18 protein-coding genes are annotated in these 16,426 nt (G+C 68.5%); 5 read left to right on the top strand and 13 right to left on the bottom strand.

Annotation, left to right across the window (positions count from 1 at the left end; genetic code table 11):
• Positions 1-17: 17 nt before the first annotated feature.
• The gene (locus tag AC6CH0_RS04390; RefSeq protein WP_498098509.1) at positions 18-1,034 is read right to left on the bottom strand and encodes a quinone oxidoreductase family protein; all 1,017 of its coding nucleotides are present in this window, start codon (positions 1,032-1,034) and stop codon (positions 18-20) included.
• An 86-nt stretch (positions 1,035-1,120) separates the two neighbouring features.
• Here AC6CH0_RS04390 and AC6CH0_RS04395 point away from each other — a divergent pair, with 86 nt between their 5' ends.
• Together AC6CH0_RS04395 and AC6CH0_RS04400 are read left to right on the top strand one after the other, a co-directional pair.
• Positions 1,121-1,543, top strand: coding sequence for a MarR family winged helix-turn-helix transcriptional regulator (locus tag AC6CH0_RS04395; protein ID WP_498098510.1), 423 nt, complete (start codon positions 1,121-1,123; stop codon positions 1,541-1,543).
• Between the two features lie 53 nt (positions 1,544-1,596).
• Positions 1,597-2,301 (top strand): SOS response-associated peptidase, encoded by a 705-nt coding sequence (locus AC6CH0_RS04400; protein WP_498098511.1) that lies wholly within the window; start codon positions 1,597-1,599, stop codon positions 2,299-2,301.
• Here the strand turns inward: AC6CH0_RS04400 and AC6CH0_RS04405 are convergent.
• Positions 2,251-3,111: a DUF2306 domain-containing protein gene (locus AC6CH0_RS04405; protein WP_498098512.1), complete on the bottom strand. Its 861-nt coding sequence runs from the start codon at positions 3,109-3,111 to the stop codon at positions 2,251-2,253. The two genes, AC6CH0_RS04400 and AC6CH0_RS04405, sit on opposite strands and share 51 nt — an antisense overlap.
• A 207-nt stretch (positions 3,112-3,318) precedes the next feature.
• On the opposite strand from AC6CH0_RS04405, the gene AC6CH0_RS04410 reads away from it, so the two are divergent.
• Positions 3,319-3,603, top strand: a complete 285-nt coding sequence (locus AC6CH0_RS04410) for an iron-sulfur cluster assembly accessory protein (protein ID WP_498098514.1) — start codon at positions 3,319-3,321, stop codon at positions 3,601-3,603.
• An 84-nt stretch (positions 3,604-3,687) separates the two neighbouring features.
• Positions 3,688-3,876: a hypothetical protein gene (locus AC6CH0_RS04415; protein ID WP_498098516.1), complete on the top strand. Its 189-nt coding sequence runs from the start codon at positions 3,688-3,690 to the stop codon at positions 3,874-3,876.
• Positions 3,877-3,888: 12 nt separating this feature from the next.
• Here the strand turns inward: AC6CH0_RS04415 and AC6CH0_RS04420 are convergent, their stop codons facing one another.
• The 3 genes from AC6CH0_RS04420 to AC6CH0_RS04430 all read right to left on the bottom strand — a co-directional run bounded on the left by AC6CH0_RS04420 (position 3,889) and on the right by AC6CH0_RS04430 (position 7,654).
• Positions 3,889-4,779, bottom strand: a complete 891-nt coding sequence (locus AC6CH0_RS04420) for a class II glutamine amidotransferase (protein ID WP_498098517.1) — start codon at positions 4,777-4,779, stop codon at positions 3,889-3,891.
• A 72-nt stretch (positions 4,780-4,851) separates the two neighbouring features.
• Positions 4,852-6,177, bottom strand: coding sequence for a serine hydrolase domain-containing protein (locus AC6CH0_RS04425; RefSeq protein ID WP_498098518.1), 1,326 nt, complete (start codon positions 6,175-6,177; stop codon positions 4,852-4,854).
• A 169-nt stretch (positions 6,178-6,346) separates the two neighbouring features.
• On the bottom strand, positions 6,347-7,654 hold the full coding sequence (locus tag AC6CH0_RS04430) for an ATP-dependent DNA helicase (RefSeq protein WP_498098519.1): 1,308 nt from the start codon (positions 7,652-7,654) through the stop codon (positions 6,347-6,349).
• A gap of 179 nt (positions 7,655-7,833) precedes the next feature.
• On the opposite strand from AC6CH0_RS04430, the gene AC6CH0_RS04435 reads away from it, so the two are divergent.
• Positions 7,834-8,841 carry a hypothetical protein gene (locus AC6CH0_RS04435; RefSeq protein ID WP_498098521.1) on the top strand — a complete coding sequence of 336 codons (1,008 nt, stop codon included), beginning with the start codon at positions 7,834-7,836 and terminating at the stop codon, positions 8,839-8,841.
• Positions 8,842-8,847: 6 nt separating this feature from the next.
• On the opposite strand, the gene AC6CH0_RS04440 is transcribed toward AC6CH0_RS04435, so the two are convergent.
• The 8 genes from AC6CH0_RS04440 to AC6CH0_RS04475 form a co-directional block, all read right to left on the bottom strand.
• The gene (locus tag AC6CH0_RS04440) at positions 8,848-10,992 is read right to left on the bottom strand and encodes a bifunctional copper resistance protein CopD/cytochrome c oxidase assembly protein (RefSeq protein WP_498098523.1); all 2,145 of its coding nucleotides are present in this window, start codon (positions 10,990-10,992) and stop codon (positions 8,848-8,850) included.
• Positions 10,993-11,263: 271 nt separating this feature from the next.
• Positions 11,264-11,551 (bottom strand): HU family DNA-binding protein, encoded by a 288-nt coding sequence (locus tag AC6CH0_RS04445; RefSeq protein ID WP_498098525.1) that lies wholly within the window; start codon positions 11,549-11,551, stop codon positions 11,264-11,266.
• Positions 11,552-11,934: 383 nt separating this feature from the next.
• The gene (gene rpsN / locus AC6CH0_RS04450; protein ID WP_498098527.1) at positions 11,935-12,240 is read right to left on the bottom strand and encodes a 30S ribosomal protein S14; all 306 of its coding nucleotides are present in this window, start codon (positions 12,238-12,240) and stop codon (positions 11,935-11,937) included.
• A gap of 3 nt (positions 12,241-12,243) precedes the next feature.
• Positions 12,244-12,411 (bottom strand): 50S ribosomal protein L33, encoded by a 168-nt coding sequence (gene rpmG / locus AC6CH0_RS04455; protein WP_022892462.1) that lies wholly within the window; start codon positions 12,409-12,411, stop codon positions 12,244-12,246.
• Positions 12,411-12,647 carry a 50S ribosomal protein L28 gene (gene rpmB, locus AC6CH0_RS04460; protein ID WP_022892461.1) on the bottom strand — a complete coding sequence of 79 codons (237 nt, stop codon included), beginning with the start codon at positions 12,645-12,647 and terminating at the stop codon, positions 12,411-12,413. The genes rpmG and rpmB overlap by 1 nt, the downstream gene beginning before the upstream one ends.
• A 273-nt stretch (positions 12,648-12,920) precedes the next feature.
• Positions 12,921-13,817: a glycine betaine ABC transporter substrate-binding protein gene (locus tag AC6CH0_RS04465; RefSeq protein WP_498098529.1), complete on the bottom strand. Its 897-nt coding sequence runs from the start codon at positions 13,815-13,817 to the stop codon at positions 12,921-12,923.
• Between the two features lie 108 nt (positions 13,818-13,925).
• Positions 13,926-14,879, bottom strand: coding sequence for an ABC transporter permease (locus AC6CH0_RS04470; RefSeq protein WP_498098531.1), 954 nt, complete (start codon positions 14,877-14,879; stop codon positions 13,926-13,928).
• Positions 14,876-16,315: a quaternary amine ABC transporter ATP-binding protein gene (locus AC6CH0_RS04475; protein ID WP_498098533.1), complete on the bottom strand. Its 1,440-nt coding sequence runs from the start codon at positions 16,313-16,315 to the stop codon at positions 14,876-14,878. The genes AC6CH0_RS04470 and AC6CH0_RS04475 overlap by 4 nt, the downstream gene beginning before the upstream one ends.
• Positions 16,316-16,426 lie beyond the last annotated feature (111 nt).

Raw genomic sequence — 16,426 nt, forward strand, 5'->3', positions numbered from 1 at the left:
ATCGACACGGTGATGGCTCAGCGCTCGAGGGCTGATGCCAACCGGAGTGCCAGCTTCCCGACGTAGTGGTCGCGGAGCGCCAGGTGCGCGTCCCGTACCTGCGCCAGTGGGAATGTCTGCGCGACGTGCGGCATGAGGGCGCCTGCTTCGATGACGGCATTGAGGCGCTCGAAGGCGGCCTGGCTTCGAGCGCCGTCGTAGTACGAGATCGGCGCGTCGACGGGTGCCGCCGGCAGCGGGTGGACCCCGTTCGGCCAGGCGATACGCCCCGAGCTCTTCATCGCGCGAAGCGAGCGCTCCGTCGTCTCTCCGCCGACCGTGACGACGGCCGCGTCGAGTCCGTCTGGCGCGAACTCGGCCGCCGCGAGAAAGACATCGTCCTTGCGTCCGTCGACGACCGCATCGGCGCCCAGGCGCTCGCACAGCGCGACGCCGTCATCGCCGGAAGCGACCGCCAGCACCCGAAGCCCCCGGTGCCGGGCGAGCTGTACGGCCAGGTGCCCGATTCCTCCACTGGCGCCGAAGACCATGAGCGTCGCACCCGGCCGCAGGTCGAGCAGGTCGAGGCCGCTCAGCGCGGTCAGCGCATCCCACGCCATCACGCCGGCCTGCTCCGTCGGCAGCCGGTCGGGCGCATGCGCCACGTGCTCCGCCGCGACGACCGCGTACTCGGCGTAGAAGCCTCCACGCGGAACCGGCATCGTCGCCGCGTAGACGCGGTCGCCGACTTCGAATCGCGTCACGTTGCGCCCGACTGCCGCCACCGAGCCGGCCGCATCCCATCCGAGAACATACGGGAAGGCCGAAGCGACTCCGAAGACCCCGTCGTACCGCCCCTCACGCTCGACGGCATCCCAAGAGGCGACACCGGCGACCTCCACCCGGACGAGGACGTCATCGTCCGTCACTTCCGGCTCTGGTATCGCGCGCTGGGTGAGCTGTTCCACTCCGCCGAATCGGTCGAGCACCGCGGCGTTCATCGTCGAAGCCGGGATCGCACTGATCGCCGCGCTCCGGGAGGTCGTGTTCGTCATCCGTACTCCTCATTTGCTTGATTCAATAAAGCAACATTGGAACACGATTACTTGAGCGAATCAAGCAGTCCGCCTATGCTGGCCCGATGGCATTGCCGAGCGGACCGATAGCGACCTCATCCGAGGCGGAGGCTGCCCTCTTCGACCTGGTCGACGCGTACGACCGCGCCTATGAAACAGCCGCAGCCCGCCTCTCGCTCAGTGCCGCACAGGCGTGCGTGCTCGGGCGCCTCGAGGAACGTCGCGGCATGGGTGCACTGGCCGTGGAACTCGGCTGCGACGCCTCCAACGTCACGCAGATCGTCGCCCGGCTCGAGGCTCTCGCCCTCGTGACGCGTGAGCCGAATCCTGACGATCGCCGCGCGCGACTGGTGGCCCGAACCCGACGCGGAGACGAACTCACCCGCCGCTTCGAGCGGGAGTTCGCGTATGCCCGTGCCGCGGTCGGACGCTTGACTGCGGACGAGCAGCACCGATTGACCGAACTGCTGCGCAAAGCGCTCGGGTAGTCGCATCAGGCGCACCACTGTCGAATGCCGGTGGGCGGGTGCAGACTGGCTGCATGTGCGGACGATTCGCGAACGACGCCAAGATCGACGAGCTCATTCAAGAGTTCGTGGCCCAGGGCAACGACTACCGCGACTGGAGCCCGCAGTACTCCATCGCCCCCACCGAGGTCGTGCCGATCGTGCGCGAGCGGCGCAACAGCCAGACCGGCGAGGTCATCCGCTCGATCGATCCGGCCGTGTGGAACTTCCATCCCTCGTTCATGAAGGAGTCGAAGCGACCGCAGTTCAACACCCGCATCGAGACGGTCGCCACCAACGGGCTGTGGAAGGGTGCGTTCGCATCGTCGCGCTGCCTCGTGCCGATGCGCGGCTACTTCGAGTGGACGGGCGAGCCGGGGCACAAGCAGGCCTTCTTCCTGCACTGCGAGCAGCCACTGCTCGCCGCCGCCGGCATCTACACCGCGCGCAAGGTCGACGACGAGTGGGAGGTCTCGACGTCGATCATCACTCGTGAGGCGAGGGATGCCTCGGGCGAGGTGCACGACCGCATGCCGGTCTTCCTCGGGCGAGACGCCTGGCAGGAGTACCTGGCGCCGGTCAAGCTCGACGACGACGGCAAGGGCGAGATGGTGGCGATGCTCACGGCCGAGTCCGAGCGCCTCGCCGCGACGATCTCGAACTACGAGGTCGACCGCCGCGTCAACAACTCACGCGCCGTCGACCCGGGCGACGCGACGCTCATCGAACCGCTCGCCTGAGGCGGCCGCCGCGGAGTGCGGCGCCCTTCGGGAAGACGACTCGCGCTGCACCCTCGGTGTCCCACTCGCCGGCAATTGGTATGACGGCAGCCCACGGCGACGGATCAGCCACTCGGCGACGATCAGGTTCGGCACCCAGCAGAGGAACGGCACCGCCATGTACGCGTTGTCGAAGGCCGCACCGAAGTCGAACTCGCCGCCGGGGAGCGCTTGCACCCCGAGCAGTACGCCCACCCAGAGCCGCAGGGTGACCGCCGCGTAGGTCAGTGCGAAGTTGCGCATCATCCAGGCTCGGTGGCTCGCGACATCCCCGGCCCGAATCGCCCGGTAACCGCGCCAACCGGTTAGGAGCCAGAGCGCGGCGAGGGCGCCGAACCCGAAGAATCCGGCGAAACCGGCGCTGTTGAACGGCGCCATGATGAGCCCGGCCGTGCCCGCGATCGCGATGGCGAGCAGTGAGCTCCGGCCGATCCAGCGGTGCACCCGGGGATGCCTCGTGCGCAGGCCGCGCCAGAACTGGAGCGGCCCTGCCGCGAGCGCGAGACCGCCGGCCACGATGTGCACATAGAACGCGAGCTGCACGAACACCGGCCGGCCGTCGTAGTTCGCCGCGAGTCCGACGCCCTCGTCGGAGAGGTCGGCGAGCGCGGCGGTGAGGTACGGCACCACCGCGTACACGGTGATCGCCAGCGAGGAGAGCAGCACCCAGGTCCAGGCGATACGGGTGGCGATCTTGCGGGACCCGGGGCGCCGTTCCGTCACTCGGTCGGTGCTCACTCGGCCGGTGCTCGTGCGGGTTGAGTTGTTCATGCGCTCAGCCTGGCGAGACGGCCGATGCGCCGACATCCGGCATTCCCCCTGACACGAGTAGGGCTCACCCCCACCGCACGCCGAGCGCGGGCGTGCGCGGGCCGTGGCTTCTTGGGAGTTCCCGCAGAGTCGGTGCGTTCGCCTTGCGTCATCCGCTCATGCTCGGCATCGTGGCTGACTCATCGCCAGACAGGAAAGGGGAGCAACATGCTCACACTCACCGAATCGGCGACGACGGTCGTGAAGGCTATCGTCGAGCAGAGCACCGGAACGACTGACGGCGGCCTGCGGATCAACAGCGAGAACCCCGAATCGACCGACTTCGCCGTGCGTGTCGTCGAGTCGCCCGAAGAGCTCGATGCGGTCGTCGAGAACAACGGCGCGCGCGTCTATCTCGGCACGAACGCCGTGCTCGCCCTCGACGACAAGGTGCTCGACGCCGAAATCGGCGCCGACGGCACCGCCCGTTTCGCCATCGCAACCCAGAGCTGAGGCCAGGGGCCGGTCCGGCGGCGCTCCGAGTGAGGCCGCCGGTCAGGCCGGGCCACCCTGAGCAGCCGGGGATAGAGTGTGGAGATGATCCTCGCTCGGCCGGTCAGGCAGTGGTTCCCGCTCACGGCGTTGTCGCTGGGATTTGTCGGGAGTGCCATCGGGGCAGCCGTCGGCCAGCCCAACTCCTGGCTCTGGTTCGGCGCCGGCGTGCTAGCCGCGATCGTGCTCGTCCTCACGACGAGCTCGCTGAGGGCGCGCAAACGCTCCGACTGAGTCGGTGCGCCGTCAGGCGTTCACGCCTTCCATGAACGGCTCGTACCGATAGCCGTCGGCGCCGAGGATCGCAACGGTCGACTCCGGCACTTCGACGAAGGCGCCGGGCAGGTTGTTGAGCGGCTCGGAGACCACGACGCGCGCGTTCTGCCCGAAGAGTCGCAGGCGTGGCAGATCCGGGTACATCTCTTGAAGCGTCGGAATGTCGACGGAATGGAAGAGCGTGCGCGACCTGCCCTCCGATGAATACCGGAACGCCCAGATCGTCGCACCGTCGGCGATCGCGATCGTGCCCTGCATCGGATAGCCGATGCCGTGTTCCCGGCCGGTCCGCTCGACGAAGCGCACCGCCTCGGTCATGCCCGCGATCGGGTCGTCCTGCAGGCCGAAGGTCAGCGCGAGGTGGAAGAGCACCTCCGAGTCGGTCGTTCCCTGAACGTCGGGGTAGAGCGACGGATCGATCGCGAAGGTGAGCTCGCGCTTCATCGCACGGAAACCGTGGATCACCCCGTTGTGCATGAAGAGCCAGTTGTGGTGGCGGAAGGGGTGGCAGTTCGTGCGCTGAATGGGCGGCCCCGCGGCGGCGCGCACATGGCTGAAGAAGAGCGGGCTCTCGATCGCCTCCGTGAGCTCTCGGAGGTTCTCGTCGTTCCACGCCGGTTCGACGCTGTGGAACAACGACGGATGACTCCCGGCCGTCGCCCCGGCGGGATACCAGCCGACGCCGAAACCGTCGCCGTTGACGGTTTCGGCGCCGAGCGGCGAATCGAGCGATTGGGCGACGAGCGAGTGCTGTGCGTCGAGAATCACGAGTGAGGGTTGGAGCGGTTCTCCTGAGTAGGCGAGCCAGCGACACACACGCCCCACCTCCTTCATCCACCGTCGGCGTGAGGATGCTGCCATCGTACAGCGTTTCGATGATTCCTCATCTACGTGCAGCGATGCCGCCTGGCGAACCCCGGACTCTCGCCCTCGTCAGCCCGCGGGGGCCGGCTCGGGTTCGGGGGCAGGCTCGGCCGCAGGCTCCACACGCGGGCACTTCGCCAGTTCGCGCATCTTCGTCGTCGCCTGCTCGAACGACCACGGCAGCTCGACGAGCGGCTGTTCGTGCTCTGCTGCAGCCGTCGCCTTGGATGCGAGTGACGCGAGTGCGAAGGCCGCCTCGCGGGCGAAGTCCGCACCCGACGTCGAGTTGTTGAGGGCCACTACGACGGTGAGCCCGCTCTTCGGATCGGTGAACGCGGCGGTCAGCGCACCGGCGGACTCGCCGGCCAAGCCGCGCATCGGTCCGTACTCGGCGCCGCCGAGCCCCCAGCTCTGCCAGGCAGGGGCATCTCCGCCGAGCGGAATCGCGGTCCACTGGGCGCGAACCGTGCCCTCGTCGAGCAGTGCGCCGGTTGCGAATGCGGCGCTCAGACGATGCACGTCATCGAGGTCCGAGACCGCACCCGCCGCCGCTCCTCCCATCGAGCTCGACTGCGACGTGTCATCTCGCAGCACGGCGCAGTCGACCGAGCCGTCGCCGGCGACCGCGGCCGAGTATGCGCCGAACCCGCCCTCGAGCTCGGTGTCGGTCGGTGACGGAAGTGAAGTGGCGTCGAGGCCGAGCGGGTCGAACACGTACTGCTCTGCGAGCTGGTTCCAGGACTTGCTGGTTCGACGCTCGAGCGCCATCGCGAGGAGGAGCACTCCAGTGCGCGAGTGCGCCCAGTGTTCCCCCGGCGGGCCAGTGCGCGGCAGCGCGAGGCCACTCGAGAGCAGTTCGTTGGGCGGCCAGATGCGCTCGGGGTTCGCGACAAAATGACTGCGCAAGCCCGGGTAGTAGTCGGCGATACCCGACGTGTGCTGGCACAGCTGGCCGAGCGTGATGCCGTCGAGACCCGGCACCCAATCGACGATGTCGGCCACCTCGTCATCGAGCGCGACCACGCCCTCGTCGACGAGACGCAGCAGCACGGTGCACGTGACCTCGGTGGTGAGGGTGCTCAGGTGGAACCGGGTGTCGACGGTGACCGGTGCGGCTGCCTCGCCGAAGTCGACCACGCCCGACGCGCCGGTCCACTCCCCCGACCACGGCGACCACGCACCCGCGACTCCGCCACTCGAGCCGCTGAGCGCGACGGCTTCGTCGAGCACCGCCTGCAGTTCGCCCGCGAGCGGTTCACCGAACTCTGCATCGACGGGGTCGAGAGCGGCCATGGGATCGACGACTCCGCCGGTGCATCCCGCGATTCCGAGCGCGCCGACGAGCACGGCGGCGAGAACGCCCCGCCGCCACTTGACCCGCTTTTGGCCAGCCACCAAGCTCCCCTCAGCCGTGTGTCCGTTGAAATTGTATCCGCCGTCGCTGGGAAGCCCTGCCATCCGCCCGCGAGCCATCCAGGGCCGGCGTCGCTCGATGAACCCGCCACGATCGGCGGGCTCCATGCGAGCGACGGATGCCGCGGCATCCGTCGCTCGACCGGGGCGGTCAGCTCTTCGGCGACGCGATCTCGCGATTCGCGCCCATCATGAAGCGCTCGACGTTGCGATCGACGATGATGTCGCTCGGCCGCAGCGGGCGTGCGAGGTAGAGGCCGTCGAGTGAGGTCAGCCGACTGAGCGCGACATACGTCTGGCCCGGGCTGAACACCCGCTGACCGAGGTCGACGATCGCGCTGTCGTAGCTCGCGCCCTGCGACTTGTGGATCGTAACCGCCCATGCCAGTTTCAGCGGGAACTGGGTGAACTCCGCCACGATCTGCTTCTCGAGCTTCTTTCGCACGGGGTCCCAGGTGTACTTGTACTTCTCCCAGGTCACCTGCTCGATCTCATGCTCCTCGCCGTCGATGTCGACGCGCACGGCGCGGTCGAGCGACGTGACCGTGCCGATCGTGCCGTTCACCCACCGCTGGCCTTCCGGCCCGATCGCGGTGTCGTTGCGCAGGAACATCACCTGCGCGCCGATCTTCAGCTCGAGATTCTCGTCGGCCGGGAACGCCCGGCCGCCGAAGTCGCCGGCGACTTCGGCCTCGTTGCCCTGCGACTGGCCCGGCAGGCGGTGCAGCTGCGTGCGGTTGATGCGGTTGACCGTGTCGTTGCGGGTCGCGAGGGTGATCGCACCCTGCTCGGGCAGCGGGCGCCGAGCGCCGACGCTGTTGAGCACGCCGGCGATCTCGGCGGTGACGCGGCCGTGCCGCACGGCGTTCAGCATCTGCTTGAAGTCGTCGTCGTGCTGGCGGTGGATCTCGCCGAGCTCGAAGATGCGCAGGTCGGTCTCGCGCCACACCTTGGCGTCGAAGAACCACATGGAGTCGTAGGTGTCGGCGAAGTACGCTCGCTCATCGGCATCGCCGGGCACCGGTGCGAGCTGGTACGGGTCGCCGAAGAGCACCACCTGCGCGCCGCCGAACGGTTCGAGCGGGCGCTGCCTCGCCTGGCGCAGCGAGCGGTCCATCGCGTCCATCAGGTCGGCGTTGACCATCGACACCTCGTCGAGCACGAGGGTGTCCATCGCGTTCAAGATCTTGCGGACCGTGTCGTTCTGGTCGATGACGTGATCGGCGATGACGCCGATCGGCAGGCGGAACAACGAGTGGATCGTCTGGCCGCCGACGTTCAACGCGGCCACGCCGGTGGGCGCGCAGATCACGATCTGCTTCTGCGTGTTCCAGTTCAGGTGGTTGAGCAGCGTCGACTTGCCCGTGCCCGCGCGCCCGGTCACGAAGACGTGCTCACGCGTGCCCTCGATGGCCTGGAACACCGCGGCCTGTTCGCGGCTGAGGGTCACGTTCTGCACTGGAGCGCTTTCGGTTCGGCGGGCGGATGCCCCGGACGGATGCCGCAGGCGCTCCCACTGTAACCGCCTCGGCCCGGGCGCCGTGCCCGCGCTGAGGATATCCCCAGTCCCCACCGAGGCCGCCCATCTAGACTGGCTGGGTGGGGAGCTCCGGGGTGCGCGGTAGTCGAATCTCACCGTTGTCCGTCGCCGGTTGGGCGGGGCTCGCGGTGCTCGTCGTCGGCGCCTTCCTCGCCGCGCTCGGTGGGCTGAATCAGACGATCTACGGCGCCTCGAGTTTCATCGAGCGCTACCTCTCCGCCATCGCGAGCGATGACATCGCCACAGCGTCGACGACGCCGGGCGTCGCGCTCGACGCCACAGAACTCGAGGCGCTCGGGCTGCCGGCGAACGTGTCGACGGCGATGCTGCGCACCGGCGTGGTCGAGTCGGGGCCCGAAGACGTGCGCATCATGAGCGACATCGCCCACGGCGACGGCACCCATACCGTCACGGCGAGCTACCGGCTCGAAGACGCGATCGTCGAGTCCTCGTTCGATGTACGGCCCATCACGCCGCTCTACGGCGTGCTCAATCGGTGGGAGTTCGCCGTCAGCCCGCTCGCGATCGTCGATGTCACGGCCGCGCACAATCCACTGTTCTCGGTCGGCACCCTGCAACTCGACTCCCGCGCCACGAAGACGGGCGACGAACTCGCCGCATTCACGCAGGTCACCCCGTATCTCGCGATCGCGCCGGCCGTCTACGAGTTCTCCCACAGTTCGGTGCTGCTCGAGGCGGTGCCCGCGAAGCTGCAGGCGGATGTCTCGGCCCGCGTGCCCGTCACCGTCGATGCGCAACCGACCGCGGCCTTCGTCGAACGCGTGCAGGTCAAGGTCGACGAGTTCCTCGCGGAGTGCGCGACGCAGACGGTGCTGCAGCCGGCGAAGTGCCCCTTCGGCATCGAAATCGACGATCGCGTGGAGGGCGTCCCCGCCTGGAGCATCGTGACCGTGCCGCTGGTGACGCTCACCCCGGGCGAGACCTCGTTCGACATGCCGCCGACCGAGGGCGTCGCCCATATCTCGGTCGAGGTGCAGTCCCTGTTCGACGGGCACCGCTACACACTCGAAGAAGACCGGCCGTTCACGCTGGCCCTCGCGGCCACGATCCAGCCCGACGACACCATCGCCATTCAGCTCAAATAGCGAGCGCTACGCTCGGCCGTCGCGCTCCGCGATCGCCGCGAGCTGCGCGTTGTACGCCTCGAGCTCAGCATCCCCGGTGCGGTCGGCATGCCGGTCGCGGCGCTTCGACTCCTTCTCGTCGCTGCGCGCCCACTGCACGGCCACGGTGATCGCGAGCGCCACGGTCGGAATCTCGCCGATCGACCAGGCGATGCCGCCGCCGAGCTGCTGGTCGACGAGCGCATCGGTGCCCCAGCCCATCGCGCCGTACCAGTCGGCCAGCAGCAGTCCGGTGCTCGACATGATCGTGAGTCCGAAGAACGCGTGGAACGCCATCGTGCCGAGCAGCAGCACCAGCCGGAATGCGTACGGCAGTCGGTACGGCACGGGGTCGATGCCGATGAGCGACTGCACGAAGAGGTACCCCGTGATGAGGAAGTGCACGATCATCCACTCGTGGCCGATGTGGTCTTCCATCGTCCAGCGGAAGAGCGGCGAGTAGTAGAAGACCCAGAGGGAGCCCGCGAACAGCACGGCGGCGACGATCGGGTTGGCGATGATGCCGGCGAACTTCGAGTGCACGGCGAGCAGGATCCACTCGCGACCGCCGCGGCTGCCGTCTTTCCGGGCACGGATGGCGCGGGCGGCGAGCGTCACCGGCGCGCCCGGCACGAGCAGCACCGGCACCGCCATGGTGAGCACCATGTGCGCGAGCATGTGCGCCGAGAAGAGGTACTGCTCGTAGACGCTCACACCGCCGCTCGTGATGTACGCGAGCAGCAGCAGCCCGGCGACCCAGAGCACGGTTCGATACGCGGGCCAGTGATCGCCGCGCTTGCGCAGGCGTCGAACCCCGGCGAGGTAGAAGAAGATGCCGAACGCGCAGGCGAGCACCCAGATCAGGTCGGGCTTCCACTCGGTGAAGAACCGGATCACCTCGGGCCACGGGGGCAGCGGTTCGCCCGTCAGGATCTCCGCGGGAGTGCGCGCGAGTGAACCGGTCTCTTCCGACACGGGGGTCGCCGTGCGAGCGAGGGCGGCCGCCACGCCCGACGCGAGTCCCATGAACGCGAGCTCGGCCACCACGAGCCACCAGAACGCGCTCCCACCGGCCGGTCGAGCAGCGACCGACGAACCACTCGCCGGTCGAGTAGCGACCGACGAACCACTCGCCGGTCGAGTAGCGACCGACGAACCACCCGCCGGTCGAGTAGCGACCGACGAACCACTCGCCGGTCGAGTAGCGACCGACGAAGGAGGACGCGTATCGAGACCCGCCGCACCTCCACTCGCGCCCCGCGACATCCGGCCGATCAGGAATCGTCGCTGCGCCGCACCGAACAGCCCGAGCGCGACGAGTGCCGCGACCTTGACGACCACGAGCCCGCCGTACGGCGTCGCGAGCTGCTCGAGCGTTCCGATGCGCAACGCCGCACCCGCATATCCCGAGAGAGCCACCACGATGAAGCAGATGAGGGCGACGCTCGAGTAGCGCCCGAGCACCACGGGAAGCCGCTTGGCGCCGAGCTCGCGCCGCAGCAGCACGATCGTCACGAGCCCGCCGAGCCAGGTCGCAGCGAACACGAGGTGCAGGCCGAGCGCGGTGATCGCCGCTGCGTGTCCCGCCGCACCGGCGGCGTGGCCCTGCTGTGCGAGCGGCACGAGCGACGCCACGGCGAGCACCGTCACGAAGACGAGTGCCGTGTGGTTGCGCACCGCGAAGCACAGCACGGCGACGGCCGCCGCCACGAGAGTCGTCGTGAGCCAGGCCTGCCCGAGCTCGATCGTCGTGACGAACTGCCCGAGCTTCTGGCCGAATGCGTCGCTCAACTCGAACGGCACGCTCGTGACGAGCAGGAAGGTGAAGAGGCCGCTTGCGGCGCTCGCGACCGTCAGCACGGCGGCGGATGCCGCAGCGACGTCGAGTGCCACGTCGAACTCGCGTCGCTTCGGGCTGAGGGCCCAGACGGCGAGCACGAGCGCGCCGATCATGCCGGCCGCCCCGAGGTTGACGAACAGCTTCGCGACCGGCACGCCGTAGCGGGCGACCGGGCCGGGATCCTGGATCAGCTGCTCGGCCGCTCCCCCACCGAACGCGAGGCCGACGAACGTCGCCGCGAGGGCGACGGCGATGAGTGCGGCGGGGCCGAGCACTCGGACGGAGCGAGGCACGCGCACCAGCCTAGACGGCGCCAGCCGAGCGCCGGCCCAGAGCGGCGCGGCTGCGCTCGGTGCGAATCGCGTCGCCCCGAGGCATCCGCCGCCGCACCTCTGCCCACGGTCACACCCCACCTCGAGCTCAGGAGAAAGATCGCTACTCAGGATGAAATCGGCGCATTCGTCCTGAATAGCGGCCTTTCTCCTGAAATCGCGTCGACGAGAGCGACGGGAACGTCGAAGGGGCGCGCGGCTCACGCCGCACGCCCCTTCGGTGAAGTCGCAGTTACTTCGCAGCAGCCTTGAGCTTCGAGCCGGCCGAGATCTTGACCGAGTGACCGGCCGGGATCTGGATCTCGGCGCCGGTCTGCGGGTTGCGGCCGGTGCGTGCAGCACGCGACGTACGCTCGACGGCGAGCCAGCCCGGGATGGAGACCTTGATGTCCGAGCCCACGGACTCGGCGAGCGCCTCGAAGAGGCCGCCGAGAACGGCGTCGACGGTTGCCTGGCTCTGTCCGGTCGACGCTGCGACCTTCGCGACGAGCTCGGTCTTGTTGAGCGACTTGTCAGCCATTGAATGTCCTCCTCGGACGTTCGCTGTTCGGTACAGCAGTTGTGAGTTCTCGGGAACGATCGTTCAACCGCCCCCGTGGCCGATCAGGCCGCCTTGAATGTAACAGAGTTCCCCGGAATCCCGCGGATTTCCGGCCGTTTCGGGCAGCTTCGCCCCGGCGTGTCGCACACGAGTTCGCTCTCGGCGCAGCCTGTGGGCATGCGACGGCCTGCCCGATCCACCTGCGCGGCCCCCCGGGGGCGGCTCCCCCGGCCCCGCCCGGAAACGACGAACGGGACGCCCGGAGGGGCGTCCCGTTCGTCGGAATGCTGTGGTGCTGTGCTGCTTACCAACTCGCGCCAGAGCGCGAGTCGATGTGCTCGGCTGTGCCTATTGTCGTCGTGTTACCACGACGACTTCGTGATGCCGGGAAGCTCGCCACGGTGCGCCATGTCGCGGAAGCGAACACGGGAGACACCGAACTTCGTGAGCACGCCACGGGGGCGGCCGTCGATGGCGTCACGCGAACGCACGCGGATCGGCGATGCGTTGCGGGGAAGCTTCTGGAGGCCCCTGCGAGCCTCTTCGCGGCTCTCGTCGGTGCCGTTGGGGTCGACGAGCGCCTTCTTCAGCTCGAGGCGCTTCGCGGCGTACCGCTCGACGATCACCTTGCGCTGTTCGTTGCGCGCGATCTTGCTCTTCTTCGCCATGTCTTAGCGCTCCTCTCGGAAGTCGACGTGCTTGCGCACTACAGGGTCGTACTTCTTGAGCACGAGACGGTCGGGGTTGTTGCGGCGGTTCTTGCGGGTCACGTAGGTGTACCCGGTGCCGGCGGTCGACCGAAGCTTGATGATCGGGCGGATGTCTTGTGCTTTCGCCATTAGATCTTCACCCCACGTGCCTTCATGTCCTTGACCACTGCCTCAATGCCACGAGCGTCGATCACCTTGATGCCCTTGGCGGACACGTTGATGGTGATGTTCCGACGAAGCGACGGCACGAAATAGGTCTTCTTCTGCACGTTCGGGTCGAAGCGGCGCTTCGTCCGGCGGTGCGAGTGCGAGATGTTGTGCCCGAAGCCGGGAACGGCTCCAGTCACCTGGCACACTGCTGCCATTGGTTTCCTCCAATACCGAGGGGCGGATGCCCCTCCCAAGGTCTCTTGTCTGCTGACCTTCCCCACTCGAAGGTCCGCGATCTCTCGCGTAGTTTCGATGGACGCTGCCGGTGGGGAGTGTCGCGGCGTGGGCAGTGGAAGTGCCCAGCCAACGAGCCAGCTTACCAGATGAGGCCCGAGGGGCCGAACCGGGCCGACGGTGCACCCGCCCATGGCACGACGAAGGCGGGTGACGGATGCCGCAGCATCCGTCACCCGCCTGTTCGTCGCGCGCTACTTCGTGAGCGAGTCGACGTACTCCTGGTTGTCGGCGATCCACTGCTCGACGATCGGGGCGTAGTCGTCGGAATCGGCGTCGCTGTTGAACATCGCGTTCTCGAGCGAGAAGAGCAGCTCGGAGTCCATGGCGAAGTTCTTCAGCCAGCCGGCGACCGTCGGGTAGCTCTTCTCGAAGCTCTTGCCGCCGAAGGAGTGGATACCCTCGGCGTCGCCGAGCGTGCCCTCGGGGTCTTCGAGGTCCTTGATCGGGAAGGCGTCGTAGGCCCAGTGCGGGCGCCACAGCGTGACGGCGACGTTCTCGCCGTTCTCGGTGGCGGCGGTCAGCTCGGCGAGCATGGCCGGCGTCGAGCTCGTCAGGTATTCCATCTTCTCGAGCCCGTACGTCGGGATCACCGCGTCGGTCGTGACCCGGTTCAGGCCCGAACCCGGCTCGATGCCGATGAGCTTGTTGCCGAAGAGGTCGGCGTTCGCGGCGAGCTCTTCGAGCGAGTCGATCGGGGCGTCCTCGTTCACGGCGATGGTGAGCTTGGCGTCCTCGTTCCACGCGCCGAGGTCGACGAGGTCGTCGCCGTACTGCTCGATGTAGTCGGCGTGCGTGACCGGCAGCCAGGTGTCGAGGGTCACGTCGTAGTCGTCGGTCGAGAGGCCCGTGTAGACGGGAGCCGGGTCGGCGTACTCGAGGGTCACGTCGTATCCCTGCTCGGTGAGGACGGCCTTCCAGAGCTCGCTCGCGGCGACGCCCTCATCCCAGCCGTTGAACACGGCGATCGTGATGTCCTTCTGGTCGCCGTTCTCGAGGGTCTCCGCCGCTGCGCCGCCGGCGCAGCCGCTGAGTGCCAGAGCGGAGACCGCTCCGAGTGCAAGTGCTCCGGTGAAGGTGCGCTTCTTCAATGTGTTCCTTTCCTCCCGTGTGCTGTGCACGGGTGTTGGGGATGGCCGCCGAAGCGACCCTTGGGCGCGCGGATGTCACGCGCCCGAGCTTTGGCGGTGCGGCGCGGGTCAGGCGGTGGCGGATGCCGCGGGCACGCGCTCGTGAGCGGCGGGTGCCGCTTCGGGAGCCGGGGGCTCCGCGGCATCCGTCGGCCCTGTCGCATCCGCCGCCGACTGCGCAGTGCGACGACGCGGGCTGCGCGACCGGCCGAGCGCGCCGGTGACCCGGTCGAGGATGATCGCGAGGATCACGACAGACAGGCCGGCCTCGAAGCCGAGCCCGACGTCGATGCGGGTGAGCGACTGCACGACCTGGCCGCCGAGCCCGCCCGCGCCGACCATGCCGGCGATGACGACCATCGAGAGCGAGAGCATGATGACCTGGTTGACGCCGGCCATGATGCTCGGCATCGCGAGCGGCAGCTGGATCTGCCGGAGGATGCGCCACGGCGAGGAGCCGAACGCCTGACCGGCCTCGACGACCTCCTTGTCGACGCCGCGGATGCCGAGCTCGGTGAGCCGCACGCCCGGCGCCATCGCGAAGATGATCGTCGCGACGATGCCCGGCACGACGCCGACCCGGAACAGGATGAGCGCCGGGATCAGGTAGACCATCGCGGGCATCGTCTGCATGAAGTCGAGGATCGGCCGGATGACCTTGGACGCGACGTCGGATCGAGCGGCGAGCACGCCGAGCGGCACCGAGACGACGACCGCGATGAGCGAGGCCACGAGCACCAGAGCGAGCGTCGACATGGCGTTGTCCCACTGGTCGACGCCGACGATCACGAGCAGGCCGACCACGGTGCCGAGCGCGAGCTTCCACCCCTTGGCGAGCCACGCGATCGCTGCGAGCACGAGGATCACGGCCCAGAAGGGCGGGGTCTGCAGCACGAGATCGATGAGTTCGTAGAAACCCGCGAAGACGCCGCGCACGACAGTGAAGAACCCGCCGAAGACGTCGGTGATGAGCTGGATGAACGCGGCGGCCCAGTCGCCGAGCGGAAGACGGAACTCGCTCATGCCGGGCTCCTCTCCCCCGCGGCATCCGCTCGCATCGCATCGGCCGGCTGGTCGCCGAGTTCGGCGGCATCCGCGCTCTGCAACGTTTCGGCACGGATGTCGGCGGCCTCCGCGACGGCTGCGGCCACGGCGCTCGCGTCGGCGGCGTCGGCGGCCGCCGTGTCGGGGCGCGCGGTGCGGTGCAGGGTCGCCGTGATCACCTCGACGGGGATGGTTCCGGGCATCTCGATGATGGCGTGCTCGGAGGTGTTCGCCGAGACGTTGCCGAGCGCCGCGAGCAGCGTGACCCGCGGCACCGCGCCGAGCAGACGCCCCTGTTCGTCGACGACGGCGAGGGGAAGCTGGCTCTCGACGGCGCTCTCGAAGAGTTCGGACAGATGCTCGTCGGCGCCGACGACGGGGTGGTCATCGCTGATCGCCGCCTCGAGGGAACGCTCGCCGCGCTGCACGAGTCGCAGGACATCGCGGTCGTGCACGACGCCGAGCAGCCGCCGGCCGCTGCCGACCACGAAGACCATCGAGGTCTGCAGATCACGCATCGAGCGCAGTGCCGCCCGCGGCCCGGCCGAGGCGGTGACGACGGCGCGCGGCGCCTCCATGACGTTTCCGGCGGTGAGTACGCGCGAGCGGTCGACGTCGTGCACGAACTGCGCGACGTAGTCGTCGGCGGGGTCGGTGAGGATCTCCTCGGCGGTGCCGAGTTGCACGATGCGACCGTCGCGCATCACGGCGATGCGGTCGCCGAGGAACATCGCCTCGTTGAGGTCGTGCGTGATGAACACGATCGTCTTGCCGAGTTCCTGCTGCAGCTCGACGAGCTGCTCCTGCATCTCCTTGCGGATCAGCGGGTCGAGCGCGGAGAAGGCCTCGTCCATCAGCAGGATGTCGGTGTCGGACGCCAGCGCACGGGCGAGCCCGACGCGCTGCTGCATGCCGCCCGAGAGTTCTGCGGGCAGCTTGTCGCCCCATCCCCCGAGTCCGACGCGCTGGAGGATGTGCTCGGCGCGCTCACGGCGCTCGGCGGCCGGCACCCCCTGGATCTCGAGGCCGTAGGCCGCGTTCTCGCGCACCGTGCGGTGCGGTAGCAGGGCGAAGTGCTGGAAGACCATCGAGACGTGGCGGCGGCGCACTTCACGCAGCCGTTTCGGGCTCATCCCGGTGATGGTCTCCCCCATCACCGTCACCGAACCGCCCGTCGGCTCGAGCAGCCCGTTGAGCGTGCGGATGAGCGTCGACTTGCCCGAGCCAGACAGGCCCATCACGACGAAGATCTCACCGCGCTGCACATCGAAATCGGCGTCGATCACCGCTGCAGTACCGAGCGGCGCGAGCTCGGACCGGCTGGCACCGGCCTGCAGGCGCTCGAGCGCCTCACGCGGCTTGCGGCCGAAGAACTTGGTGAGGCGTCGAACCTCGAGTGCGGTCGTGTCGGTCATGTACGGGTGCTCCGGAGCTCGCCGGAGTCGGCGCACGACGAACGCGCGCGTCTTCGCTCGGGTAGGGCGAGCTCATGGGTCACGGCCGGGTTGGCGGCGAATCGGGAACGA

The sequence above is a fragment of the Agromyces sp. GQ35 genome, assembly GCF_059758475.1.